Annotated in this window: 19 protein-coding genes; 11 read left to right on the top strand and 8 right to left on the bottom strand. The window is 63.0% G+C overall.

The features are described from left to right. Nucleotides 1-6 precede the first annotated feature (6 nt). From hemG to hemE, 3 genes are read right to left on the bottom strand one after another with little or no spacing between them, the layout of a single operon-like run. Complete coding sequence (gene hemG, locus J3481_RS09055; RefSeq protein WP_206831718.1) at nucleotides 7-1,410, bottom strand: protoporphyrinogen oxidase; 1,404 nt, start codon at nucleotides 1,408-1,410, stop codon at nucleotides 7-9. 5 nt (nucleotides 1,411-1,415) lie between these two features. Further along, nucleotides 1,416-2,336: a ferrochelatase gene (gene hemH / locus J3481_RS09050; protein WP_206831717.1), complete on the bottom strand. Its 921-nt coding sequence runs from the start codon at nucleotides 2,334-2,336 to the stop codon at nucleotides 1,416-1,418. Beyond that, nucleotides 2,333-3,421 (bottom strand): uroporphyrinogen decarboxylase, encoded by a 1,089-nt coding sequence (gene hemE, locus J3481_RS09045; protein ID WP_206831716.1) that lies wholly within the window; start codon nucleotides 3,419-3,421, stop codon nucleotides 2,333-2,335. Before hemE ends, hemH begins: the two co-directional genes overlap by 4 nt. A gap of 204 nt (nucleotides 3,422-3,625) precedes the next feature. Here hemE and J3481_RS09040 point away from each other — a divergent pair, with 204 nt between their 5' ends. From J3481_RS09040 to dusB, 6 genes are all read left to right on the top strand, one after another. After that, nucleotides 3,626-4,042, top strand: a complete 417-nt coding sequence (locus tag J3481_RS09040) for a BrxA/BrxB family bacilliredoxin (RefSeq protein WP_236011478.1) — start codon at nucleotides 3,626-3,628, stop codon at nucleotides 4,040-4,042. Nucleotides 4,043-4,232: 190 nt separating this feature from the next. Next, nucleotides 4,233-4,904, top strand: a complete 672-nt coding sequence (locus J3481_RS09035) for a fumarylacetoacetate hydrolase family protein (RefSeq protein ID WP_206831714.1) — start codon at nucleotides 4,233-4,235, stop codon at nucleotides 4,902-4,904. Next, a complete protein-coding gene (locus J3481_RS09030; protein WP_206831713.1) occupies nucleotides 4,901-5,575 on the top strand; it encodes a metal-dependent transcriptional regulator in 675 nt (224 codons plus the stop codon). The genes J3481_RS09035 and J3481_RS09030 overlap by 4 nt, the downstream gene beginning before the upstream one ends. Nucleotides 5,576-5,674: 99 nt before the next feature. After that, nucleotides 5,675-6,556 carry a D-alanyl-D-alanine carboxypeptidase family protein gene (locus J3481_RS09025; RefSeq protein WP_328702084.1) on the top strand — a complete coding sequence of 294 codons (882 nt, stop codon included), beginning with the start codon at nucleotides 5,675-5,677 and terminating at the stop codon, nucleotides 6,554-6,556. Nucleotides 6,557-6,607: 51 nt separating this feature from the next. Continuing rightward, complete coding sequence (locus J3481_RS09020; protein WP_206831711.1) at nucleotides 6,608-6,838, top strand: TM2 domain-containing protein; 231 nt, start codon at nucleotides 6,608-6,610, stop codon at nucleotides 6,836-6,838. 68 nt (nucleotides 6,839-6,906) lie between these two features. Then, entirely contained in the window at nucleotides 6,907-7,893 is a 987-nt protein-coding gene (gene dusB / locus J3481_RS09015; protein WP_206831710.1) for a tRNA dihydrouridine synthase DusB, read from the top strand. Between the two features lie 126 nt (nucleotides 7,894-8,019). On the opposite strand, the gene J3481_RS09010 is transcribed toward dusB, so the two are convergent. Then, nucleotides 8,020-9,630 (bottom strand): sigma-54 interaction domain-containing protein, encoded by a 1,611-nt coding sequence (locus J3481_RS09010; protein WP_206831709.1) that lies wholly within the window; start codon nucleotides 9,628-9,630, stop codon nucleotides 8,020-8,022. Between the two features lie 218 nt (nucleotides 9,631-9,848). Here J3481_RS09010 and gabT point away from each other — a divergent pair, with 218 nt between their 5' ends. The 3 genes from gabT to J3481_RS08995 all read left to right on the top strand — a co-directional run bounded on the left by gabT (nucleotide 9,849) and on the right by J3481_RS08995 (nucleotide 13,428). After that, nucleotides 9,849-11,168, top strand: coding sequence for a 4-aminobutyrate--2-oxoglutarate transaminase (gabT, locus tag J3481_RS09005; protein WP_206831708.1), 1,320 nt, complete (start codon nucleotides 9,849-9,851; stop codon nucleotides 11,166-11,168). A 116-nt stretch (nucleotides 11,169-11,284) separates the two neighbouring features. Next, nucleotides 11,285-12,628, top strand: coding sequence for an APC family permease (locus J3481_RS09000; protein ID WP_206831707.1), 1,344 nt, complete (start codon nucleotides 11,285-11,287; stop codon nucleotides 12,626-12,628). Beyond that, nucleotides 12,625-13,428: a carbon-nitrogen hydrolase family protein gene (locus tag J3481_RS08995; protein WP_206831706.1), complete on the top strand. Its 804-nt coding sequence runs from the start codon at nucleotides 12,625-12,627 to the stop codon at nucleotides 13,426-13,428. Before J3481_RS09000 ends, J3481_RS08995 begins: the two co-directional genes overlap by 4 nt. A gap of 147 nt (nucleotides 13,429-13,575) precedes the next feature. Here J3481_RS08995 and J3481_RS08990 read toward each other — a convergent pair whose 3' ends face one another. Beyond that, nucleotides 13,576-14,790: an MFS transporter gene (locus tag J3481_RS08990; protein ID WP_206831705.1), complete on the bottom strand. Its 1,215-nt coding sequence runs from the start codon at nucleotides 14,788-14,790 to the stop codon at nucleotides 13,576-13,578. Nucleotides 14,791-14,916: 126 nt separating this feature from the next. Between J3481_RS08990 and J3481_RS08985 the strand changes: the two genes are divergently transcribed. Further along, on the top strand, nucleotides 14,917-18,429 hold the full coding sequence (locus J3481_RS08985; protein ID WP_206831704.1) for a PD-(D/E)XK nuclease family protein: 3,513 nt from the start codon (nucleotides 14,917-14,919) through the stop codon (nucleotides 18,427-18,429). Next, the gene (addA, locus tag J3481_RS08980) at nucleotides 18,426-22,112 is read left to right on the top strand and encodes a helicase-exonuclease AddAB subunit AddA (protein WP_206831703.1); all 3,687 of its coding nucleotides are present in this window, start codon (nucleotides 18,426-18,428) and stop codon (nucleotides 22,110-22,112) included. Before J3481_RS08985 ends, addA begins: the two co-directional genes overlap by 4 nt. An 82-nt stretch (nucleotides 22,113-22,194) precedes the next feature. On the opposite strand, the gene J3481_RS08975 is transcribed toward addA, so the two are convergent. The 3 genes from J3481_RS08975 to J3481_RS08965 all read right to left on the bottom strand — a co-directional run bounded on the left by J3481_RS08975 (nucleotide 22,195) and on the right by J3481_RS08965 (nucleotide 25,476). Beyond that, complete coding sequence (locus tag J3481_RS08975) at nucleotides 22,195-23,082, bottom strand: C40 family peptidase (RefSeq protein ID WP_206831702.1); 888 nt, start codon at nucleotides 23,080-23,082, stop codon at nucleotides 22,195-22,197. A 170-nt stretch (nucleotides 23,083-23,252) separates the two neighbouring features. Continuing rightward, nucleotides 23,253-24,143 (bottom strand): UTP--glucose-1-phosphate uridylyltransferase GalU, encoded by an 891-nt coding sequence (gene galU, locus J3481_RS08970; protein ID WP_206831701.1) that lies wholly within the window; start codon nucleotides 24,141-24,143, stop codon nucleotides 23,253-23,255. A 49-nt stretch (nucleotides 24,144-24,192) separates the two neighbouring features. Beyond that, entirely contained in the window at nucleotides 24,193-25,476 is a 1,284-nt protein-coding gene (locus J3481_RS08965; RefSeq protein WP_206831700.1) for a molybdopterin molybdotransferase MoeA, read from the bottom strand. Nucleotides 25,477-25,481: the final 5 nt, after the last annotated feature.

The raw sequence follows: 25,481 nt of genomic DNA, 5'->3' as shown, positions 1-25,481 counted from the left end.
AGGAGTTCACCCGCGGATGGCGGAGATGACCTGTTCGGCGGCGCGCTCGCCCTGTTCCACGCAGTCGGGCAGACCGACGCCGCGGTAACCGGCGCCGGCCACGGCGATGGCGGGCAGGGAAGACCGGAGGGCAAGTTCCACCTGCGCCACGCGCGCGAGGTGACCGACGCCGTAGTTCGGCATCGCCTCGGCGAAACGGGTCACGCGAACCCACACGGGTTGCTCGCGGGCGCCGGTGAGCCGGCCGACTTCTTCCGCCGCGCGGCGCGCGAGTTCGTCGTCCGAAAGCGCGAGCGCCTCGTCTTGCCCCCGCCTGCCGATGTAAGCCCGAATCACCGCCAGCGACTCGGGGGCAACGTGCGGCCACTTGCTCGACATCCAGGTCGTGGCCGTCACAGCCATGCCTTCGGGCCGCGGCACAAGAAAGCCGGACGCCCGATCGAGGTCCGGACCGAACGCCGTACGCGGGTACACGAGCACAATCGTCGCTGTGGATTGAAAGTGGGTGTCGACGTTCGGCAAGTCGAGGATCGGGAGAAGCAGCTCTCGGGCCGCGTGGGGCGGGATGGCGATCACAGCGCCGTCCACGTCCTCTTCGAATCGCTCGCCCGATGTGGATTCGAGCTTGAGGCGGTATCTCGGGCCGCGTGTCTCCATCCCGTACACCCGTGAGCCGGTGCGGATCTCGGCGCGATCGCTCGCCTGGATCCGCTCGGCCATGCGCTCGATCACCGACGACAAGCCGCCTCGCACCGTCACAAACGCGCTTCGGCTCGGCCCCGGTTGCCGCGGCGCTGCCAAAGCTCGGCTCGCCGCCACGAGGCTTCCGTGTGCGCGCACCAGATCCACGAGCGAAGGCCAGGTCGCGCTGAGCGACAACCGATCGATGTGACCTGCGTAAATCCCGGCCAGCAGCGGTTCGCCGACGTAGTCCACCCACTCGTCGCCGAGCCGGCTCCGCAAGAATGCGCCGAGCGGCACGTCGCCCTCGGGAAGTTCCGCGGGCAGCCGTTCCTCCTGCAGGACTCGCTCGATCCCGGCCGGGCTCAAAAGGGGCGGCTTCGCGCACGAGGCGTCGAACGGAATGCCGAGGTAGCCCCGCGGCATCGGGCACAGCGCACCGCCTCGCACGATGAAGGTCTCTTTCGCCTCCGGCCGCGTCGACACGACGTCGTTTGCCATGCCGAGCGACTCGACAAGCCGCATCGCAGCAGGCTTTCGTGCGAGCATCGAGTCTGGGCCCGCCTCCACGGTGATGCCGAGATCGGGCTGACGAATCGTCTGCACATGCCCGCCGAGTCGCTCGGCGGCTTCGTACAGGTGCACTCGAATCCCTTTATCGGCGGACAACAGGCGCAGGCAGGCGGCGAGTCCGGTGATGCCTCCGCCCACCACGGCCACTCGTTTCATGGCAATCACCACCCTGCGTCTCGTTTGGCGCGCTCGATCACGTCCGCGACCGCGCGCAGAAAGTCGGGATCGTCGTTCATCTGGCGCGTGCGAACCAGTCTCATCCCGAGTTCCTCCGCGCGCTGTCTGGCTTCGATGTCGATGTCATAGAGGACCTCGAGGTGATCGGCGACGAAGCCTTGCGAGCACACGACCACTTCGCGATATCCTTCCTTGGCCAGGGACTCGAGCAGCTCGAGCACGTCGGGACCGAGCCAGGGCTCCGCTGTGCGCCCGGCGCTCTGCCAGCCAAAGGTGTAGTGTTTGAGGTGGAGGCGTTTGGCGATCGCGTCGCCGGATGCGCGCAACTGGTCGACGTAGGGATCGCCCATCTCCAGGATGCGGGCGGGCAGCGAGTGGGCCGTGAAGATCACCATCGCTTCATCGGGGTGTTCACAGGATCGGATCGCCTCGTCCACGCGCGCCGCGAGCACGTCCAGGAAGCGCGGTTCCAGATGCCATTCGTTCACACAATGCAACGTCGGCCCCCCGTCCCTGGCGGCGGCGCGCGCCTGCTCGTGGTACGTCTCGACGCTCATCGCCGAGTAGTGCGGTGCGAGCACGAGCGCGATGGCGCGCTCGATCCCGTCTCGGCGCATCGCCTTCACCGCCTCATGGATGCGGGGCTCGGTGTGCTTCATGCCCAAGTAGACGCGGTACGTGGCGGTGCCTGAAGCATTCAGGATGCGCCCGACGCCTTCCGCCTGGCGCTCTGTGATCTCCCGGAGCGGAGACACGCCGCCGATGGCCTGGTAGCGCCGGACGAGATCGGCCAATTGCTCAGGCGACGGTTTGCGGCCGCGCCGGATATCGGTGTAGTAGGCTTCCACTTCATCCAAGCTGCGTGGTGTGCCGTATGCCATCATGAGGACGCCCAGCGTCGTCATGCGAGTCCCTCCTTCGCTGCGCGCTCGGCCTGCCCATCGCGTGGCCGGGCGTCGAATGCGTGCACCCATTCCACGACGCGCTGAAGTTGGGCGATATCGGTGGTGGGTTTGACGCCGTGGCCGAGATTGAAGATGTAGCCGGGGCGATGGGTGCCGAGGCGCAGCACGGTTTCGACCTCCTGCTTCAGAGCCTCAGGTGGGGCGAACAGGCTCACTGGATCCAGGTTGCCCTGGAGAGCCACCGAGTCTCCAACCCGCTCGCGGGCGAGATCGAGCGGCGTACGCCAGTCGACGCCGACGACGGTCGCGCCTGCTTCCGCGAAGTCGGCGAGGAGCTCACCGGTGTGAACGCCGAAGTAGATGACGGGGGCGCCGAGATCGGCGAGTTGAGCCAGGATGCGTTCGATATACGGCTTCACGTGCGCGCGGAATGCGTGGACGGAGAGACTGCCGACCCAAGAGTCGAAGATCTGCACGGCGCTCGCGCCGGCCTGAATCTGCGCGCGGAGGTAGCCGGACATGGCTTCGGCGAGCTTGTCCATGAGCGCGCGCCAAAGGTCCGGGCGCGCCCACATCATGGTCTTGGTGCGCACGTAATCGCGCGAAGGCCCACCTTCGATCATGTAGCTCGCGAGGGTGAACGGTCCGCCGGCGAATCCGATAAGCGGCACCGGCAGGCTGGCGGCGAGATGCCGGATGGTCTCCATCACGTAGGGGAGCGCTTCTTCGGGATGGAACGCGTGCAGGCGCAAGACGTCGTCGTCCGAGCGGATGGGATGTTCCATCACGGGGCCCACGTTCTCCTGGAGCGAAAACGCCATGCCCATCGCGCCAACGGGCACCATGATGTCCGAAAACAGAATCGCGGCGTCGACGTCGAGCTTGTCGACGGGCATGCGCGTCACGCGCGCGCAGAGTTCCGGATGCCGGCAGATGTCGAGCAGCGTGTACGTCTCGCGGATCTTGCGGTAGTCGGGATCGTATCGGCCCGCCTGGCGCATGAACCAGACGGGCACTCGATCCACCGGTTCGCGCCGGCAGGCGCGGAGAAAGCGATCGTTCACGGCCAAGTCCCCATTCCTCATGCCTGTCTGTCGTTCGAATTCGTCGTACCTCCCTTGTTATACCCAAGGGCGTTTCGGGGTTGCAAACCGGCACCGGCCACCTCTTTCGCCTGCGGCGTCAGATTTGCAAAACTGTCATTGGCGATGTGGAAAGAGTATAATAAGGTTTGGATTTGCACCATTCAGGAGGTGGGGCGAGTGAGCCTCGAGCTCGACTTTTACCAGATGATGATCCAACCGATGCGCGACGAGCTGACGAGCATCGGCTTTCAGGAACTGCGCACGCCGGAAGAAGTGGACGCCGTGATGGCTGAAAAGGCCGGCACGACGTTTGTCGTGGTGAATTCGGTCTGCGGTTGCGCGGGCGGGATCGCGCGCCCGGCCGTCGCCATGGCGCTTCAGAACGACCGCCGGCCGGATCGCCTGGTGACGGTGTTCGCGGGGCAGGACAAGGAGGCGACAGCGCGCGCTCGCGAGTACTTCGTGGGCCAGCCGCCGTCCTCGCCGTCCTTCTTCCTGTTCAAAGACGGCGAATTGGTCGGCGTGCTTCACCGCAGCGACATCGAGGGATCGACGCCGGAGCGCGTTGCGGAGAAGCTCGTCGCGCTGTTCAACCAGTACTGCGATCCGAAGACCAACTGACGAACACCGAGCGCCAAGAGGCACTTGCGCGCGGGCGGCGGGACGCGGATACCGCCGCCCGTTTCCTGTGAAGAAGCGGCATGGCGCCCGATGGGACACCTTCTCGCGGCCCATGCTGTGCCCTGGCGTGCCCCGCCCATAGGAGTGTGGTATGCTAAGTGCAACTAAGGATCGGAGGTTGGGCGGCGCGATGGGGTTTTCGAAATACCAAGAGGCTGACGCTTGGATTCCGCAAGTTCGCAACATCTTCTGTGTGGGACGCAATTTTCGCGATCACGCTTCCGAACTGGGCAATCAGGTGCCCGATTCTCCGATGATCTTCGGCAAGTTCACGCACGCGCTCGTCCCCGCGGCAGGTGAGGTCAGGTACCCGGCTGGCAGGTCGGACGTGCACCACGAGCTTGAGGTGGTGCTGTGGTTCAAGGAGACGCCGTCCTGGGACCGGCCCACGGACGCGGTGGGGGCGGTTGCGCTCGGCATCGACCTCACGGATCGCGAACTCCAGTCCACGCTCAAACAGAAGGGATACCCTTGGGAGGCCGCGAAAAGCTTCCGCGATTCGGCCATCGTGACGGCTCTGTACCGGTTTGACGCATTCGACGACGTGGAGACCGCGCGTTTTGCGCTCGAGAAGAACGGTCAGGTGGTTCAGCGCGGCGTGCCGTCCGACATGGTGTTTTCGTTCGCGGATCTCATTCGCCACTGCCTGGAGGTTTACGGTTTGGGCGCTGGCGACATCCTGTTCACCGGGACGCCGAGCGGCGTAGGTCCGGTGCGGCCGGGAGACGAGTTTGTGTTGAGCCTGAACGGCGATACATGGGGAGCCTTTCGGTGGGTTGCGGACAAGGGGGGATCGCCGTGAGCGGAAGTGCACTCGACACCTATCTCGAGGCCATCTACGTGCTTCACTCGGAAGGCGAACAGGTCCTGTCCTCGCGAGTGGCTGATTACCTCGGCGTTTCGCGGCCTACGGTTTCACAGACCCTGCAGCGCCTGGTCGGGCAAGGCTATGTTGAGGTGAGCGACACGCGCGAACTGGTGCTCACGGAGGAAGGCAGGAAGCGCGCGGAAGCCATCATCCGGAAACATCGGTTGCTCGAGCGCTGGCTGACGGACGTGTTGGGCCTCGACTGGGCGGACGCCCACGTCGAAGCGGCGAGACTGGAGGGCAGCGTCTCTCCGCTTGTGGAACAGAAGCTGAACGAAATGCTGCACCACCCGGCCACCTGTCCCCACGGAAACGTGATTCCAGGGAACGGCCATTCGGTGCCCAAAGGTGTGGGGCTTGACGAGGCGCCGCCCAATACGCCGCTCGAGGTCATTCGCATCGTGGAAGTGGCCGAAGAGGATCTCGACCTGCTTCGCTTCTTCCACCGAACCGGCTTGGTTCCTGGAGAGACGGTGCAGGTCAACGAACCGGAGCCGTATGCGGCGGGGGTCACGGTGACCGTGCGCGGGCAGACGCTATCGCTCGATCCGGCCGTGGCACACCGCGTTCAAGTGCGGCCGAAGCCGATGAGCCAGTCGGCCTGACCGGGATGGCGCCGCTGTCGAAGGCTTGGTCGGAAGGCGACGAGGGGCATAGAACCGGCTGAAAACGTCCACCTTAATCCGCGACGACACGCGAGAGAGGTGGTCGTTTTGTTTTCTGATCGACGGAACCGCGTGTGGTGGCGCGCGCTTGTCGCCGCGATCGCCTGTGCATGGGCGCTCGTCGCTGGCCTTGCTCCGCGCGCCGGAGCGGAGACCTTGCGTCCGCCCGCGGTGAACGCAAAGGCGGCGGTCGTGTACGACGCCACGGATCGAAAGGTCCTGTATGACAAGCGCGGGGACGAACCCATGTACCCAGCCAGCACGACCAAACTCATGACGGCCATTCTCCTCGTGCAACACCTCCGACCGGACGATCCGGTCTACATCAGCGAGGCAGCGAGTCGGCAGCCGCGCGTGCGCCTGGGACTTCGGCCGGGAACAGAGCTCACGGCCGAGGAGGCCTTGCTCGCGCTCATCATGAAGAGCGCGAACGACGTCGCATACGGCATCGCGGAGACGGTGGGCGGATCGCAGGAAGGCTTCGCGCGCATGATGAACGTGGAAGCGCGCATCATCGGTTGCACCCACACCCAGTTCGTGACGCCGAACGGTCTGCACGCCGAAGCTCACGCCACGTCCGCAAAGGACATCGCGCTCATCACCGCCAAAGCCATCACGTATCCGCGCATCGTGCGCGCGATGCAGACGCCTCAGGCGACCATCGCGGGCAGAGTCATCCGAAACGGGAATCGCCTGTTGTACAGTCCGCCGGCTTCAATTGGGGAGTTCATCGGCGGGAAGACGGGTTTCACGTCCCGCGCCATGTACTGTCTGGCGACCGCCGTCAGGCGCCCGTCAGACGGCCATGTGCTGGTGAGCGTCGTCTTCGGGGCGCCGCGCAAGAGCCTGATGTACCGCGAGACCGTGCGCCTGCTCAGCTGGGCCAATCGTGAGACCGTTCAGGATCCATCGGCAAGTTGACAAGCGGACGCCTCATAACCTCTAGTACGTCGGGTTATGGGGGGTACGGGCATGCGCAGAAGCGTGGCGCTCGCGTATGTGTTGTGGTTTTTCCTGGGTTACCTCGGCGTGCATCGCGTGTATCTCGGCCACGTCGGCACGGGACTTCTGATGGCCGCGTGCACCGTGGTGGGCGGACTCGTGGCGTCGACCGTGATCGGCCATATCCTGCTCTTTTCGGTCGGCATCTGGTGGCTGTTCGATCTCGTCCTGACGGCGCGCATGGCGGGGTACCGCGGTTGAACCTCAGCCGCGGCTCGCTTTATAATATCGGACATGCAATCGGGATCGGTCGAAGGAGAGAGGTTCGCGTGAAAGTCACCATCGCGGGCGTGACGCTGGACAACCCTGTCATCCTCGCGCCGATGGCGGGCGTTTGCAATCCTCCGTTTCGGCGGCTCGCCAAGGAGCTTGGCGCGGGCATGGTCTGCGCGGAAATGGTCAGTGACAAGGGGCTTGTGAGCGGAAACGAAAAATCCAGAAAGATGACGACCATTTTGCCGGACGAGCATCCCGTGAGCCTGCAGCTCGTCGGGTACGATCTTGCGTCCATGGAGCAGGCCGCGGAGATGGTCGGCGAGACGAACGCCGATCTCATCGATATCAACATGGGCTGCCCGGTGTTGAAGATCTGCAAGACCGGAAGCGGTGCAGCGCTGGCGCGCGATCCGAATTACGCGGCGAAGATCGTCAGAGCCGTCGTGAGTCGTGTCAACAAGCCGGTCACGGTGAAGTTCCGCAAGGGATGGGACGACGATCACGTCAATGCGGTCGAGGTGGCGCTCGCCGTCCAAGAAGCGGGCGCGCAGGCCGTGGCGGTTCACGGCCGCACGGCCAAGCAAATGTACAGTGGCAAGGCCGATTGGGACATCATCCGCCGCGTGAAGGAGGCAGTGCGAATTCCGGTGATTGGCAATGGGGATGTGGTGGATCCCCAATCTGCCAAGCGACTCATGGAGGAGACCGGGTGTGACGCGGTCATGGTTGGCCGGGCGGCGCTCGGGAATCCATGGATCTTCCGGGAGATTGCGCACTATCTCGACACGGGGGAACTTCTTCCGCCGCCATCGGTGGAGGAGCGCCTCGAAGTGACGCTGCGCCACATGCGGATGTTGGTGGAATTCAAAGGTGAAGACATCGGCGTCAGGGAGATGCGCAAACACGCGGCTTGGTATGTGAAGGGATTGCCCGGTGCAGCGGAGGTGCGGACGCTCATCAATCAGCAGACCACCATGGCGGGCATGGAAGCCGTGTTGCGCGACTACTGCGACTGGGTGTTGCGCCGGAAGACGGCGTGAGTTTCGTCGTTGTGATGTTCGCAGCCATGGTATATCAGTCCAAGCGGTTCTGAGCGCATTGCCGTCTTACGGCTGTCGGCCGGTTGCAGTGCGCCAGACCGCTTGATCTTTTTTTGAACGTTGCTTTCACCGTAAACCTTGGACTCGAAGTCCATACTTCTTCAGCTTCCTCACGACCGTGGCTTGACTCACGCCAAGCGCTTCTGCGATTTCGTACGTAGTCCTGTACGTGCGTACGGCGTCCGCATAGATCTCTCGTTCCACACGTTCGAGTTTTGCAAGTGGCGGCTCAAATGAACCACTTGAAACGGCCGCCGGTTCCTCGTCAAGCCATTCTTCCTTCAGGTCGGATGGGACAATGAAATCGTGGTTCGACAAAAGCACAAGTCGGCGTAAAACATGTTCGAATTCGCGGACGTTGCCCGGCCAATGGTACGCTTCCAGCCGTCGAATCACGTCAGGATGAACGCGCTTCGGTTTCATAGAGAACTCTTCGAATATGCGTGGAAGCATCATCGTTACCAAATAAGGGATGTCTTCCTTTCGTTCGCGTAACGGCGGGAGCTCGATGGTGACGCCATTCAGGCGATAATAAAGATCCGCGCGAAATCGTCCATTCCTCACCATCTGCTTCAAATCCCGGTTTGTAGCGGCGATCATACGTGCATCGACTTTGTGCGGACGCGTTCCACCGATTCTCGTGACCACGCGCCGTTCCACAAAATCCAGTAGCTTTCCTTGCAGGTGGAGTGGCACCTCGGCGATTTCATCCAAGAACAAGGTACCCTCATGGGCCAGTTCGACTTTGCCTGGTTTTCCTGATTTCAGCGCTCCAGTGAATGCGCCGCTTTCGTACCCAAAGAGCTCGCTTTCAAGAAGCGATTCGGGTAGCGCGGCACAGTTCACTTCAACAAATGGGCCACGTTGGCGCGGACTCATTCGGTGAATCCATTCGGCCAAGGTGCTCTTGCCGACTCCGGTTTCGCCCAAAAGAAGACAAGGGATGTCCACAGCGGCAAGTCGTTTGGCTAGGTGCAGGACCTGTTGCATCTTCGGGCTGCGCGTGACCATGTTGAACTGCTCATCGCCGGTCTCGGTTGCGTCCGTGTACGTCTCCAAATGGAGGACCTCAGATCGGAGTGCGTCAGATATTTCTTTAGCAGTCGAAATGACGAGACGAATGTCTCCGCGTTCATCAAATACTGGGTTTGCGGTCGTCAAGAGCTGTTTGCCGTCTGAGGTCGTCTGTAACACGGTTACCTGGCGTCTCAGTTTCAAGGCCAGTCCGGTTACCGAGGGATAAAACACCCCTTCTCTTTCCAGATCGAAGACCGATCGGCCTATCAAGTCCTCTCGACGAAGCCCGTACAGGCGTTCCGCGGCTCGATTGACGCGCAACGTGATGCCATTTCCGTCCGTGACAAACAGTTCATCAAAGGCCTCGGAGAAGATCAGTTCCAGTTCCAAGTAGGCTTCTCTCATCTCTCGCAAGCGTTCTACCAATGGCTCGGTGAGATCCGGGTGGCATTCTACCAGAAAGGAGCCGTCATCTGATTCTTCGTGGATGTGCGCAATCCAGCTACTTGTCAGGGCAGAACGGAAATCGTCCCACGCCAGGCCGGTCTTGAGAAACGGCCATGCATCGTCTGCCGCGCGATTCCAGTGCAAAAGGCCGCCTTCACGTCGAAACACGAGGATAGGAGTCGTGAGCTGTTGCACCCAAAACCACGCTTGCACATCGAGTCCTCCTTCGCCGTTCATAGGATTCGCGCGATACAAAATCGAATCATTTCGATTCAAGCAGGAATCAGAGCGTTCGTAAAGATGCTTCGTGTACGTCGTAGAATTTGGCTCACTCCAGGCGCCCAGGACACTGGCTCAGCTTGGCATACCGTTTGCTTGCTACCGATGGATCGAAGACGATTTGATCCTTCAACGGCTAGGGGGCGTATCGCATGGACGTTTCCATGTCGGGCGCACGTTCGAGTTCGCTTGAACGGCGTGAGCGATTTGTAGCGCGCGGTGTGTCGAATCAAAATCCGGTCGTCATCGTTCGCGCTGAAGGCTCCAGAATGTGGGACGAGGATGGTAAAGAATATCTCGACTTCGCAGGCGGAATTGGCGTGATGAATGTCGGCCACGGTCATCCAGAGGTCGTGGCGGCCGTCAAGGCGCAGGCTGAAAAACTATTTCACACCTGCGTCCATGTCGCGCTCAATGAGCCGTACCTTGCGCTTGCGGAAGCATTGTGTCGCATTGCGCCTGTCTCGGGGGACAAAAAGGCTGTGCTATTGAACAGCGGCGCGGAAGCGGTGGAAAACGCCGTGAAGATTGCGCGAAGGTATACGGGGCGCGCTGCTGTCATCGCGTTCGAAGGCGGCTTTCACGGCCGCACGATGCTCGGCATGTCGTTGACGAGCAAGGTTGATCCGTACAAGGTCGGCTTTGGCCCGTTTGTTCCGGAAGTGTATCGCATGCCCTATCCAAATCCGTACCGGCATCCGTTTGGTGATGGGGATCTGACACAACAGGTCATTGGATTCCTTCGCCAAGCGTTTGAGACCTACGTGGATCCCAAGCAGGTTGCGGCCGTGATCGTCGAGCCTGTGCAAGGCGAGGGCGGGTTCATTGTTCCTCCTGCGGACTTTCTGCCACGTCTGCGGGATGTGTGTCGTGAACACGGAATGTTGTTGATTGTGGACGAAGTACAGACTGGATTTGGCCGCACAGGCCGGATGTTCGCCGCGGAATATACACCCGATCTCGATCCGGACATGGTGGTGATGGCGAAGTCGATGGGTGGCGGGTTGCCCATTTCGGCAGTGGTCGGGAAAACAGAAGTGATGGATGCGCCACAGCCGGGTGGCCTCGGGGGAACCTATGGGGGCAATCCGCTGGCTTGCGCGGCTGCACTGAAGGTCATCGAAATCATGGAGAGAGAGCGACTTCCGGAGCGCGCACGGTACATCGGGGAACAGAGTATGCAATTTCTGCGCGAGCTGCAGTCACGCCATCCCATCATTGGCGATGTGCGAGGATTGGGCGCTATGGTCGCCATGGAGTTCGTAAAAGACCGGAAGACGAAAGAGCCGTATCCGGAAGCGGTAGCGCTCATTAGCAAAAAGTGTCTTGCACAGGGGCTCATCACCGTGAAGGCGGGCATTTACAACAACGTCATTCGCTTGTTGTCACCACTGGTCATTTCTGACCAAGAATTGCAGAAAGGGCTCCACATTCTCGCGCAAGCCGTCCGTGAGGCGGAGGCGGAACTGTAAGATCGGCAGGCGCTCGCGGCGGATCGTGCGAATGCTTGAAGCAGCACGGTCCGCGCGAGGCGCTCTTGTGATTTCTGAAAATTGGGTGAGTGGTCATTTCTCTGAGGAGGGACCGTATGGAACGGGTTTCGTCACTGCGTCGCACCCTGAGATTGCCTCAGGTCGTGTTCTTTGGGCTTGCATATCTGGCGCCCATGGTGGTGTTTGCGATTTACGGAACCATTGTCGAGACAAGCAAGGGTTTGGCCGCGAGTTCCTATCTCGTCGCCATGATCGCCATGATGTTTACGGCTTTGAGCTATGGGGAGATGGTCAAAGCCTATCCCGTATCCGGTTCTTCGTACACGTATACGCGCCGATCGCTGAATGCACATATTGGATTCATGGTCGGGTGGGCCATCCTGCTGGACTACGTGTTCATCCCGATGGCGATTTGGCTCATCGGGGCGTCGTACCTGAGTGCAGCGTTTCCTCATGTGCCTGTGTGGCTCTGGGTGCTCACGTTTATTGTCGTGACCACGACAATCAACCTGTTTGGTATTGAGCTAGGCGCGAATATCAACCTGCTCATGATGATGTTTCAGTTACTGGTCATTGTCTTGTTCTTGGCACTGAGCTTGGTGCATCTGGCGCACGGTGGGAGGTCATGGTTTTCTCTTCGTCCGTTCTATGCACGGAGCGGCTCGTTTTCCGCAGTTCTGGCGGGCGCGTCCATCGCATGCTACTCATTTCTCGGCTTCGACGCCATCACGACGCTGACTGAGGAGACGCTCGAGCCCAAACGCACGTTGCCGAAAGCGATCCTGCTCGTGGCGTTCGTGGGAGGCGTCATTTTTGTTGCAGCCTCGTACGTGGGTCAATTGGTGCATCCGAGTCTCACCTTTCACCAGGTGGACGCCGCGGCGTTCGAAATCGCTCGGGCTATCGGCGGTACGTTGTTCAGCGCGGTTTTCCTTGCGGGAATCATTGTGGCTCAATTTGCTTCTGGACTATCTGCACAGGCCAGCGCGGCGCGTCTGTTGTACGCGATGGGTCGAGATGCTGTACTTCCAAAACGGATTTTTGCCTATCTTCATCCGCGTTATCGCACGCCGATTTTGAATGTCCTCCTGATTGGGGCGGTTGCCATGATGGCGCTGTGGATGAGCGTGGAGACGTCGACGTCATTCATCAACTTTGGTGCCTTTTCAGCCTTTACGCTTGTCAACCTATCCGTCATCGCCCACTATATCGTGCGTCAATGCAGGCGCACCCTGCGCGACTGGCTCATTCATCTCCTTTGCCCACTGTGCGGGGCTGCGTTCGATTTCTGGCTGCTGCTCAACCTCGATAAGGACGCTTTACGGCTGGGTGCCGCCTGGACGGTCATGGGTCTCATCTACCTCGCGGTCATGACGAAAGGTTTTCAGCAAGCGCCACCCGAACTTTCATTGGACTCGCCGGATGGGGTGAGCGTATGAAGGAACGCATGGATTCGACGCCATCTGTGTTGAGAGTCGCCTTAGCTCAGCTGGCTGTCGTTGACGGTGATGTGGAAAGAAATCTAGAACAAATGGCTCAAGCGATGCGCGCAGCGAGTCGTGCACGGGCGGATGTCCTGCTCCTCCCAGAGCTTTGCTTGACGGGCTTTGTCACGGGAGAGGCACTTACCCGTTTGGCTGAACCGCCAGACGGTCCGATGCATAGGCGTATGCGAGATCTCGCCGTTCAACAGCGATTGGCTGTGGCGTTTTCATATCCCGAGCAAGGGATGGACGGATATCTTAGAATTGCTACGCAAGTGGTCGATCGGGACGGACGAGTCATGCACACCTATCACAAGACGCATCTTTTTGGCGAAGAAAAGGCGTTGTACAAGCCCGGAGACAGCATGACGCCATTCTCCTTGTTGGGTTGGCCCACGGGCTTGTTAACCTGTTACGATATCGAGTTTCCTGAACCTATGCGGAGGTTGGCCTTTGCGGGTTGCCGCCTTTTCTTGATGAACGCAGCGAATATGGAACCTTATGAAAGGATCCACAAGGTATTCGTAGCGGCGCGGGCGATCGAAAATCAGAGCTATGTCGTTTATTGCAACCGAGTCGGCGCGAACTCACGCTATCGGTACCGAGGTGGCAGTGCAATCGTCGCGCCCGATGGAACTTTACTGGTCGATATCGGCTTCGATCAAGAGGATGTTCAGTGGGTGGATATCGAGTGGGAGACACTCGTCCAGGCGAGACGAGATTACGATTATTTGGTGGATTTTCGCGTGCGTTGACCTATGCAAACCTGAGCCCTTTGGGAAGCCGTGGAGTCCTCTTGGGTCGGATCGTTCGAGGTTCACCGTGCCCTCGATTCTGGGGAGGACAGTCCTGTGAAGCTATCCAGGGCGCTGAGGCGATCCTCAGCGCCCTGGGTGATCCGCTTACTCCAACACTGTGCCCTTTGTCTCGACTCCTAAAGCTGTCACAATCACAAACCCGACCAACAGAACGCCGAAAAACACGCCAAACACCCATTCGTACCCGAGGTGTGCTCCGAGCAGCCACCCCGTGGCAAACGGCGCGATGGCGCTGCCGAACCGCCCGAAACCAGCCGCCCATCCCATGCCGCTCGCCCGAAACATCGTGGGGAACTGCTCCACGGTAAACGCGTAGGTGCCGGCGAAGGCCGCCAGCATGAAGAAGGACAGCAGCAATCCGAAGACGATGAGGGACGCCGTGTTCCAGGCAAATCCGAACGCGAGCGCCGACAGCGCGCTCAGGATCATCGCGGTGACCAGTGTGCGTTTGCGGCCCCATCGTTCGACAAGCCATGCGGCTGTCATGTATCCTGGAATTTGAGCAAGCGTCATGATAAGCGAGTAACCCAGGCTGTGCACCAAAGAATAGCCTTTGTCGTACAGGACGGACGGCAACCACAGGAACATGCCATAATAGCTGTAATTCATGACAAACCAGACGACCGACGCCACGAGCGACCGGCGGCCCAGTTTGCGCGACCAGATGTTGCGCACGGATTCGCCAAAGGTACTCCGGCGCTTCAGCCGCGCGTAGCGCGCCGCCTCGGGCAACGCAAATCGCAGCACGAGGGTGTAGAGCGCCGGGATCGCGCCGATGAGGAAGACCACGCGCCAGCCGGATGCCGGGATCACGAAGTAGGAGACCAGCGCAGCGGCAAGCGATCCCACGGCCCAGAACGACTCCAAGAACACGACACGTCGAGCGCGAACTTCGTCTGGGGAAGATTCGAGCACGTACGTCGTGGCCACGGGAAGTTCTCCACCGAGGCCGAGACCGACGAAAAAGCGCAAAACGAAGAAGATACCGATGCCGGCCGCGAACGCCGACAGGCCCGTCGCGAGGCTGTAAATCAGGATGGTGATCAAGAACAACGATCGCCGTCCGAACCGATCCGCAAACAGGCCCGCCAGGGCGGAGCCCACGGCCATGCCGAGCGAACTCACGCTTCCGACGAGGCCGGTCACCGTGTGCGTCAGGTGCCACTGCTTGGCGAGAACCACGAGCACATACGACAGGATGCCCACGTCAAACGCGTCAAACAGCAGGCCGAGTCCTGAGGAGACCAGGATGCGAACTGCCGATACGCGTTTGGCCGGGAGAGACACGGGATCGACCACTGTGCTCACCTCACATTGTGCGTTTACCCACGGTATATGTACCGCATGTGCGAACGGTGACAGACGCCCACGAGTCGTCACGGCGTGGAGATATTTCGGCAAGCGAGGGCGGAAGGGATGAAGGCGATGTCTTACCAGGTGGAATGGTGGATTGGCCCCGCGGGGAGCGGCAAGTCAGCCCGCATCGCGGAAGAGATGCGCCTCGCCGTGGAGACGAACCCTCTCGGGGCGCCCATCTTCTGGGTGGTGCCAGAGTCGACGGCGTTCGCGGCTGAGACCCTGCTTATGGAGCGCGTCCGCTCCGCGTTTCGCGCGGAAGTCGTGACCTTGAGGCGGCTGGCGGATCGCGTCTGTGCGCATGGCGGGACGGCAAGGCCGCGGCTGACGCAGGTGGGACGGCAGCTTCTCTTGCGCACGGCGTACGACCAACTGGCGCCGGAACTCGGCCCCCTGCGTCGCGCCGTGCGAAGCGGCGCTCTGTATCAGCACGTTCTTTCCGCATTTGACGAGCTCACGGCGCACCGCGTGTCTCCGGAGCAGCTCGCGGCTCTCCTGGAGATGTCCGCGGCCCGGTCCGCGGAAGTCGAGGCAAGGCAGCGGGCGGTTCACAGCTCACTTGTGGGCAAGCTCGGCGACGTCCTGAAGCTGTACGTGCGATATCGCCGCTTGGCCGACGAAGCAGGGCTTGCGGATCCGTCCCTGCTGTTTCACGACGCGGTCGAAGCCGCGCCGCACGTGACCTGGCTCGAGCAAGCCACTCTGTACGTCGACGGGTTTCACGCGTTTACGCCCGCGGAACGAGCGTTCCTCGCGAGTCTCGCGCACCAGGCGAAGCGCCTCGTCATCACGTGGGACGAGATCGGCCTTGAAGGCGGCGAATGGGGCGAGCTGTTCGAAGCGGCGGCTTCGACGGCCGCATGGCCGCATCTATCCGCTTGGTTGGACGCTTATGAGGAGCGCTTTCCCAGCGAACTTCAGGCCGTGGCGGCGTATCACCTGCTCGAGTGCGCGCGCGACTTCGCCCGGGCCGAGCTTCGTCAGGCGTTTTGCCGCCTGCCGGACGGCGCCGGGGAGGGGCGTTTCTCTCATACGCCCCTCGCACATTTCGAACGGGCGCTATGCGGATACGAGCCTGAAGCGGAGATCCGCGGCGTGCGCATCCAGCGGTTTGGCGATCGCGCCGAGGAACTGAACGCGGTGGCGGACGAGATCGCCCATCTCGTGCATCACGAGCGCGTGCGGCCGCGCGATATTGCCGTCTGCGTGCCGACGCTGGACGATCTCGGCCGCCGGCTCGCCGGCGAACTGGAACTGCGCGGCGTGCCTGTCTCCATCGACCTGTTCACTTCCCTGGCGGACCACCCCGTCGGCCAACTCCTCCGCGGAGCCGTCGGCGCGGCGAGGACCGGGTTCGATCTCGACGCGATCGCCGCGCTCATTCGCTGCCCGCTCGTGCCCGTGAAGCGGCGCGAGGCCTTCGATCTTTATATCCGCGAGCACGGCGTGACTGGGTCAGAGCCATGGCTGTCCGACGAGCCGTGGACGTTCGCGTCTCGCGCGCCGCGTTCGCAGTCCGGGATGCAGGATGCGGAGGCCGAGGAAATCAGGCGCGGCCTCGTGAACGCGCTTCGGCCCGTCCTCGAGGCGTTCTCCGGCCCCACCCTCCGCCCTGCCCGCGCCGCGCGCACGCTCTGGGAGCTCATGCAGGCCTTCGGCGTCAAGGACGCGCTGGCGCAATCGGTGGTCCAGGTGGGCGGCGATCCGATGGCGGGCGTGATCGACGAGCAGGCGTGGAGCGCGGTGACGGCCTTGCTTGACGATCTCGCCTCCATTCAACCGGACGCCGAGCTGCCTTCCGGTGAGGTGGCCGATCTCGTCCGCGAAGCGCTCGAAGGCGTCAGCCTGACCCGCATTCCAGGGGACGCCGACTGCGTGTTCGTGTGCGACTTTGCGCGGGCGGACAATTGGTCCCGGCGCAGGGTGTTCGTCCTGGCTGCCGACGACGCGTCGCTGCCGCCGCGGGTGGGGCGAAGCGGCATTCTGCGCGACGACGAGCGCCTGGCGTTTGCCGAAGTGTTCCTCCGCCCGCTCGGCCGCACCTCGGAAGACGAACAGCGCGCGCTTCAGTGCCTGCCCTACCGGGTCATGACGCGCGCGTCCGAAGCGCTGGTGGTGACTTGCGCGACGAGCGAAGGCGGCATCGAGCGCCACCTGACGCCGATGTTGGCCTCGCTGGTGGAGCGCGGTCACCTCGGGATCGACGAGGTTCGTGGAGAAGCCAGCATCCCGGTTCACCCCACGCAAGCGATGCGGATTCTGGCGGACGCCTTGAGCCGCGTTCACACCGGCGTGCCGCTCGAAGCCGTGGCGAAGGATCCGGTGGTTCAGGACATCCTGACTTACATCTTCGGCGGGGAAAACGCGGACCGGGAGAGATTCCTCCGCGTCCTGGCGGGCGCCTGCCATCGGCCGCAAGCGTGGAAGCTGCCGGCGGATTGGGTGAGGCGACTCTACGGCGATCCCGTCCGCGTGAGCGTGAGCCGCCTCGAGACGTACGCGCGCTGTCCGTACCAGCACTTCGCCCGCTATGCCCTTGGGCTTCGCCCGCTGGAACTCGAACCTGTGGCGGAGCGAGAGGCCGGGACTTGGATTCATGCGGCGGTCCAGGCGGTCACCCGGCGGTTGGCGGAAGCCTACGATGGCCTCGCCGCGCTCGACGACGCCATGCGGGATCGAGCGCTCCGGGATATCGCGGAGAAGGCGCTCGCGGACGCCGCGGTGGAGACCCGACTCGCGGCCGTTCTGGCACGGCCGGATGTGGCCGTTTACGCAGATGAGCGGCGGCGCCATTTCGGCTTTGTGGTTCGTTTTCTTTGGATGCAGCTTGATCGCGGCCAGATGCGCCCGTTCTGGCTCGAGCGGGAGTTTCGAGACGCAGAAATCGGCGAGTGGAACGGCGTCCGGGTGGTGATGGACGGGCGGATCGATCGCGTCGATCGGCTGCAGCAGGGCGAGCTGGCGCTCTGCGTGTACGATTACAAGTCGTCGGAGACCTCCCTACATCCGTCCAAGGTCTACGAGGGGCTGCAGTTGCAGTTGTTGATCTACGCTTCGGTGGCGATGCGCGAGCTCGAGGCGGCAGAAGGAGGCCCGGCGCGCCTGTACGGGGTCTTCTATGTGCCGCTCGCGGTGAGGTGGGACGCGCTCGATGCCCCGCCCGCCGTGAGCGACGCTTCCTCGCAACTGGCGGCCTATCAGGCGAAGGGCTACTTTCTGCGCGACCCGAGCGCCGTCGTGCGCGTGAACGAGGATCTCGCGCCAGGTCGCAAAGCCGTGTTGTATAAGCAGCAGTTCGTTCAAAGCGGCGATTGGGCGAAGAGAGCGACGGCCTGGCGAGAGGACGAGTGGCAGGTGGTGCTCGATCACGTCCAGCGCCGCGCCAAAGAAGCCGCCCAGGCCATTGCCGAGGGCGAGGTGCGCGTGTCGCCGTACCACCTGAGCCACGAGGACAGCGGGTGCACCAACTGCCCGTACAACGCGCTGTGTCACTTCGAACGGGCGGATCACTTCGATCTCTATCGCCCGTTGCGCAAGCTCAGCTTTGATGACGTGATCGCGGGAGGGGGAGCGTCTTCATGAGCATGAACTGGTCCGACGAACAGCGGCTCGCGATCTTTGAGCGCGGCGTGAATCTCGTGGTCTCGGCGGGGGCCGGATCGGGCAAGACAGCCGTGTTGGCGGAGCGAATCGCCTCGCTGGCCGAAGAAGACCCAAAGCTCAGGATGGATCAGCTGCTCGTGATGACGTTCACGGAGGCGGCCGCGGCGGAGATGCGCGCGCGCATCGGGCGCAGGCTCCGCGAGCGCGCCGCCGAATGGGCGCGCTCAGGCCGTGCCGACCAAGCCCGCCGCTTCCGCCGATTGGCCGATCGCGTTCACGACGCGCAGATCTCGACCATTCACAGTTTCTGTTTGTCGCTGCTCGGCGATCACGCCGTGGACGCGAAACTCGCCCCTGGCTTTCGCGTCCTGTCCAGCGAGGAGGATGCCATCCTGATGCAGGAAGCGGCTGAGGCCGTTTTGGACGAGTGGACGCGGGATCCGGTGCGGCGGAGACAATTGGGTGACGCGCTCATGGGGCTGCGCCTCTATCGCCATCGGCAGGCCGTCGATGCCGTGCTCGAGCTGTGCAAAATGGCCCTGAGCCAGGTCCATCCCGACGAATGGCTCCAGGTCATCGCCCAACGGTATGACGCGGACCGCCTGTGGGAGAGCCCGTTCGCCGATGCCTTCGCGCGCTACGCGAGCGCGCAGGTCTCCCGCGCGCTCTCATGCATGAAGAACGGGTTGGCGGAACTCGAGCGCTTGGTGGCGCCGGAAAAGGTGACGGCTGCGGTTCGCTCCATTTGTTCGAAGCTCGAAGAGGCGCTCTCTCTCCTTTCGACGAACGACGGCCCGCTCGATCCCGACGCGCTGGCTGCGCTCATTCACTGGTCCTCGCCGAGGTTGTCCGATGACTATCAGCCTTTCAAGGTGTGGAGAGACGAGGCGACCAAGGCTGTCCAGGTGCTGCGCAAGGTGCTGAAGCGCGGGCGAGAGGCGCTTGAGGCGGACGTGCGCGCCATGCGGCCGCACATCGAGGTGTTGACAGGCGTCGCCCGCGAAACGCTCGTTCGCGCCAAGTCGCGCCGGCTCGAGGAGCATCGCCTGTCGTTTTCGGATTTGGAGCACATGGCGTATGCGCTTCTCACCGAGCAAGAAGGCGTGCGGGAGGCGCTTCATGCTCGCTACCGGTACGTCTTTGTGGACGAATACCAGGACACGAGCCCCATCCAGGACGCCATCGTCGACGCCGTCGCGCCGCCAGGCGGGTTGTTCTTGGTCGGCGACGTCAAACAGAGCATTTACGGCTTTCGCATGGCCGAGCCCGGGCTGTTTTTGGCTCGCTATCGCAAGTACGCGGCCAACGAGGGAGGAAAAGCCATCGACCTTGCGGCCAACTACCGCAGTCGATCCGGCATTGTCCATTTCGTGAATTATCTGTTCGGTCAATTGTTTCACGCGGACGTCGCGGGGTTCGACTACGCGGATGGGCACGAGATGAAGCCCGGGGCGGACTATCCGGACGACGAGGGAGCGCCGTATCCGGTGCGGATCAAGCTGTTTCTCTCGGGCGCCACGGATGAGGGCGGGGAGGCGCAGAGCGAGGACGGCGAGGAGCGCGCCGACAGTACCCGCGATGAAGAGGACGAGCAGGTGGCGCGGCAGAAGCTTGAGATCGAGGCGATGTGGGTGGCGGACGAGATCGCCCGGGCCATCGAGCGCGGCGATGTGGTGTACGATCGCGCCGCCAAGGCGTATCGGCCGCTTGCGTATCAGGATGTGGCCATTCTGCTCCGCGCGGGCGGGGAACAGTTGAACACGGTGGTTCAGGTCCTCGCCTCCAAAGGCATCCCGGCCGTGGCGCGCTCGTCGAGCGGTTTCTTCCGGGCGATGGAGGTGCGTTGGGCCATCCAACTGCTCGCCGCCTTGGACAACCCGCTCGACAGCCTGGCGCTGGCCACGGCTCTGAAATCGCCCTTTGTGGGATTGGGCGATCGCGACCTTGCCGCGGCGCGAACCATTCGCCCGCAAGGACCCTTATGGCATGCCGTGCGGGACGCCGCGCAGCAGGACGAAGGCTTGTACGCTCCGCTGCGCCATGCTGTCGAGCGGCTCAGGCAGTGGCGCGAACTGGCGCGGGAGCTTCCGCCCGCCGAACTCCTGCGGCGCATCGTGCGCGACAGCGAGATCGACCTGTATCTGCGCGCGATGCCGCGCGGTTCTGCGCGTGCGGCGAATCTCGAACAGCTCATTCGCTTGGCACAGGCGCACGCGCCGCACGCTGGGGACCTGTACCGGTTTCTGACGATGGTGCGGCGGCTTGAGGAAGCCGACGTCGATCTCGGCCATGCGCAGGGGGCGGGCGCGAACAGCGTCGCGGTGATGACCATTCACGGATCGAAAGGGTTGGAGTTTCCGCACGTGTACGTGCTGAGCCTCGGGCGCGAGTTCCCGCACAACCAAAGCCCCATTGCGCTGCATCGACGGCTGGGCATCGGCGCGACCCGGTGTGACGCACAAACCGGCGTGCATTGGCGGACGGTGCCATCCATCGCGGTGGACTACGCCAATCTCGAAGCCTCGCGCGCCGAAGAGGCGCGAGTGCTGTACGTCGCGCTCACGCGCGCGAAGGAGCGACTCGTGCTCGTGGGCCACGCCGGCAAGGTGACGGATCTCGCGCGCGCCGCGGACAGCCATGACGAAGAGGGGCGCCTTCACCCTCTCGCCTTCTTTCGCGGAAAGACGTATGCCTCGTGGATCCTGCCGGCCATCCTGCGTCACCCGGATGGCGCCGCGCTGCGCGAGCTCCTCGGCGCCGTCCATCTTTCCGCGTTCGACGTGCCCGGTGTCCGTTTCGAACTCGACGTGGACCTGAACGGCAGGCCGCAAGGACAAAAGTCTGGCGAAGCGCCGCGGCCCGCGCGGTCCGAAGCGGGGCTTACCTCTGCCGACGCGTTGGAACAGGAACTTCGGCGCCTGTGGGAAGGCCCCGCCCGGGGGTATCGCGTCGTGCGCGTGGAACCGGAGGAGCGACGCGCCCGCTTGGCGCTGCCGAGCAAGCTCACCGCGACCGATATTCGGCGGCTGTTCGCCGAGCGCGAGCTGCGGGCGAGAGGGCGCCACGCGAGCGCGGTCCTGGACGATCCGGCCTTTGTGCGTGAAGGCGCGGCTTCGCCGCGCGAACGGGGCGTCGCGTTCCACACGTTCATGCAGCGAGCGCCCCTCAAGGACTACACGCGCCGGGAGGACGTGCAACGCGCCGCTCAGGTCCTCGTGGAGCAGGGGCTTCTCGACGCGCGCATGGCGGCAGCGCTTCATCCCGACGACGTGATCGCGTTTTTCGCCTCCGCCTTGGGCCAGCGGGTGCTCGCTGCCGACGAGGTCTACCGGGAGCAACCGTTCTTCTACCGCGTGGATGTGCGCTCGGGCGACGTGGAGGCGCCTGTCGTGATTCAGGGGGTCATCGATTGCCTGATTCGGGACAGCCAAGGATACGCCGTGATCGACTATAAGACGGATCAGGTCACAGACGAGGCGGAGCTCGACCGCCTGGTGCGGGCGTACGAGCCGCAGGTCGCGACGTATGCGGCCGCGGTGCGAGACGCGGTGGGGTCACCGGTGGAAGTCTATTTGTACTTTGTGCATGCGCGCGCGTACCGGGCGACTCAGGCGGGACCCATCGAGGAGCGCATGCGGGGCTTTGCCCTCGGCTCGAATTGAAGGTTTCGGCTTCAGGTGCTGAACGCGGCAAACGGCCGGGGGAGATCCGCCCCCGGCCGCCACGCTGTGTTCCCAGGTTTCTTCAGGAACCGATCACGTCTCTCGCGCCGTAGTAATGGGCGACATAGTACGGATTTTGAAACACATTTTGCACGATGACCACGCCTTCGCCGTTGTTGGCGGACGATGACTCGATCATCGCCCCGTTGCCCATGTAAATGCCCACGTGCGTCACGTGGTTGGCGTACAGCGAAGCGTAACTGTCGGTGTCGGTGAAGAAGAGAAGATCGCCCGGCTGGAGGTTCGACAGGCTGACGGGCGTCCCGACCGTGGCCTGATCGTGAGACTCTCTCGGCAGTTGGATTCCGAAGTGTCCGAAGACGTACTCGACAAAACCGGAGCAATCAAAACCCGTCTGCGGCGATTCTCCGCCCCAGCAGTACGGCGTGCCGAGCAACGATTTCGCATACGTCAGAATCTCCTGGCGAAGCTGTGCGCCGTTCACCTGGGTCTGCGTGGACGTGGTCTGACCCGCGCTTGGGGCGGCGCTACCGTTTGCGCTCGTGGGCGCGGAGGTGCTGTTCGCTGCGGGAATGGGCAGATACAGGGTCTGGCCGACGATGAGATCCAAGGGGTGGATGTTCGGGTTGGCTTGCAGGATCGCTGAAACCGTGAGGTGGTGCGCCTTCGCGATGAGATAGACCGTGTCTCCCGGTTGGACCGTGTAGGGTGTAGGCAGCGCAACGGTCTGTCCCGCGGTGATGTCGTTCGGATTGGACAACTGAGGATTCGCGAGCTCCAGGGCCGCGAGCGGAAGGTGGTTGGCCTCGGCAATGCGATACAGCGTGTCGCCCTGGCGAACCGTGTACGTGCCGGGCTGGTTTTCTGCGGCCGCGAAGATCGTGGCATGGCCAAGCGCGGCGAAACTGAGCGTCAGGGTGGTGACCATCCAGGCGCTCCGTCGTCTCATGCTCTCCATCCTCTCAAAATCGAAAGTTTTGACACGGTTCGATTTCGAGCCAGATGGCGCAGACTCCTTTATGTAAATCAAACCAGAGAAAAAGCATCCATCACAAAATTTTCCTAGAGGATGGCACCCAAAGCGCCGGACTCGAGAGAGGCCGGCGCCAGGCGCTTCGATCAGTAGTTGGCCAATCGGCTCTGGACGCGATCGTCCATCAGCCATTTCCGCATCGACGCGGCGAGCTTCGGATCCTCGAGGCCGAACGCGAGATTGGCCTTGAGCCAGCCTTCGAGATTGCCGATGTCGTGACGCACGCCCTCGAACTGGTACGCGTCGACGAGTCCCATTGCCGCGAGCTTTTGGAGCGCGTCCGTCAGCTGCAGTTCGCCTCCGTGCCCGATGGGCGTCTGCTCGAGCGCATCGAAGATGGAAGGGGGCAGTATGTATCGTCCGAGCACGGCGAACGTCGAAGGGGCCTCGGCCTCGTTCGGTTTCTCGATGAGCCGCCGGACCGGGAACGGTTCTGGACCCACCACGAGGCGCGCGGGTTCGATGATCCCGTATTTCGACACGTCGGACGACGGGACGGGCTGCACCCCAAGCAGCGCGCGTTCAGGGTCCGTGTACTGTTTCATCAATTGGCGCACGACGGGCTCATCGGATTGGATGATGTCGTCGCCCAGCAGGACCGCGAACGGTTCGCCGCCCACGAACGAGCGCGCGCAAAGAATCGCATGACCGAGTCCGAGCGGCGTCTTCTGCCGCACGTAATGAATGTTGACCAGATCCGAGATGGCCTGCACCTCGGTCAACATGTTGGACTTGCGGCTCTGCTCCAGGTGCAGTTCCAGCTCGGGCGATCGGTCGAAGTGATCCTCAATGGCCTTCTTGGCCCGACCGGTGATGATGAGGATCTCCTCAATGCCCGAGTACACGGCTTCTTCCACGATGTATTGAATGCAAGGCTTGTTCAGGATGGGCAGCATCTCTTTCGGCACAGCTTTGGTGGCCGGGAGCATGCGCGTGCCGAAGCCCGCGGCCGGAATGACCGCTTTTCTGACCTTCATATCCTTCACCTCTGGGATGATTCACACCAATCGGCCTGTCCTCCATATTTTAGCCATCCTGCAACCCGCGCGCCACGCCGGTATGTGGCAATTCCATCAAACCCAGTGATGGCAGCCATCCGCGCGTCCAGGCGACGGCGACCGGTTCGCCGTCCGCGAGGTGATCGCCGTCCATCCGCGCGATCGCGTTCGTCGACACGAGGCCCGTCAGGCTGCCGGACGACTGCTTGTCCTCCGGGCGAAAGAAGAGCGTGGCGCCGCGCTGGTGCAGACGGCCGCGGAGCACGCGCGTGTGTTTCACCGGCTTGACGCGCACGTCGCCCTCGATAAGCGCCGTGATCGGAAAGGGGCGCGCCTGGCTTGCACCCAGCCACCGGAGAACAAACGGCACGACGAGCGCGTGGAATTGAACGTATGCGGCCGCGGGATTTCCCGACAAGGCAAACGCAAATCCGCGCGCGGTCGGACGCGCAAGGAGAGGCGCGCCGGGCCGCATCCACACGCGTTCGAAGAGCAGGGGGGCGCCTTCCAGGTGCTCGAGCGCGTCGCGGGCGTAATCGGCGTCGCCCACGGACGCGCCTCCCGTGACGAGCAAGAGGTCCGCCGCCGAAGCAAGGCGCTCCGCGGCTTCGACGATGGCGCCGCGATCGTCCTCGGCGTGCTCGACAGCCGCCACCGAGACGCCGAGCTGCGCAAGCGCCGATCGCAGGAACGCGTCGGTCGCCGCATACACCTGGCCGGGGGGCAGCGCGCCCTTGGCGCGAGGCCCCGTCACAAGCTCCGATCCCGTCGAGAGAATGGCGGCGATGAGCGGCCTGTGGCAGACGGACTCGTGAACGCTTGCAGAGCGGAGCACCGCCTGTGTCTGCCCGTCAACCAGTTGGCCAGCGCGCGCGATCACGTCGCCGCGCCGCGCGTCGTCGCCCTGCGGCTGAACCGACTCGCCAGCCGGAACGGCGCGAAGGAGCCGGACGGTATCGCCAACCGCCTCGACCCACTCGTTGCGCACCACAGCCGCGGTGCCTGCGGGAACGGGCGCGCCCGTGCGCACCCGAACGGCCTCTCCCGGCTTTACGGATAGGCCCATGGCGGCGTCACCCGCGCGCACGTCCGCCACCACGCGCAAGGGACTCGTGGTGCGAAGGTCGTCCGCGTGGATGGCGTATCCGTCCATCATCGAGCGCGAAAACGGCGGCAGATCCACTGCCGCCGCCACGTCGCAGGCCAGCCAGCGCGGCTCGACCGCATGCCAAGAACTCCACGGTGCGGTCTCCATCGCCGGCACGTGGCGTTCAAGACGCGCCCAGGCTTCGTCAAACGTGACAAGATCCATGACGT

The sequence above is a fragment of the Alicyclobacillus fructus genome, assembly GCF_017329605.1.
Taxonomy (GTDB): Bacteria; Bacillota; Bacilli; order Alicyclobacillales; family Alicyclobacillaceae; genus Alicyclobacillus; species Alicyclobacillus fructus.
This window is presented reverse-complemented; position numbering and strand designations above follow the sequence as displayed.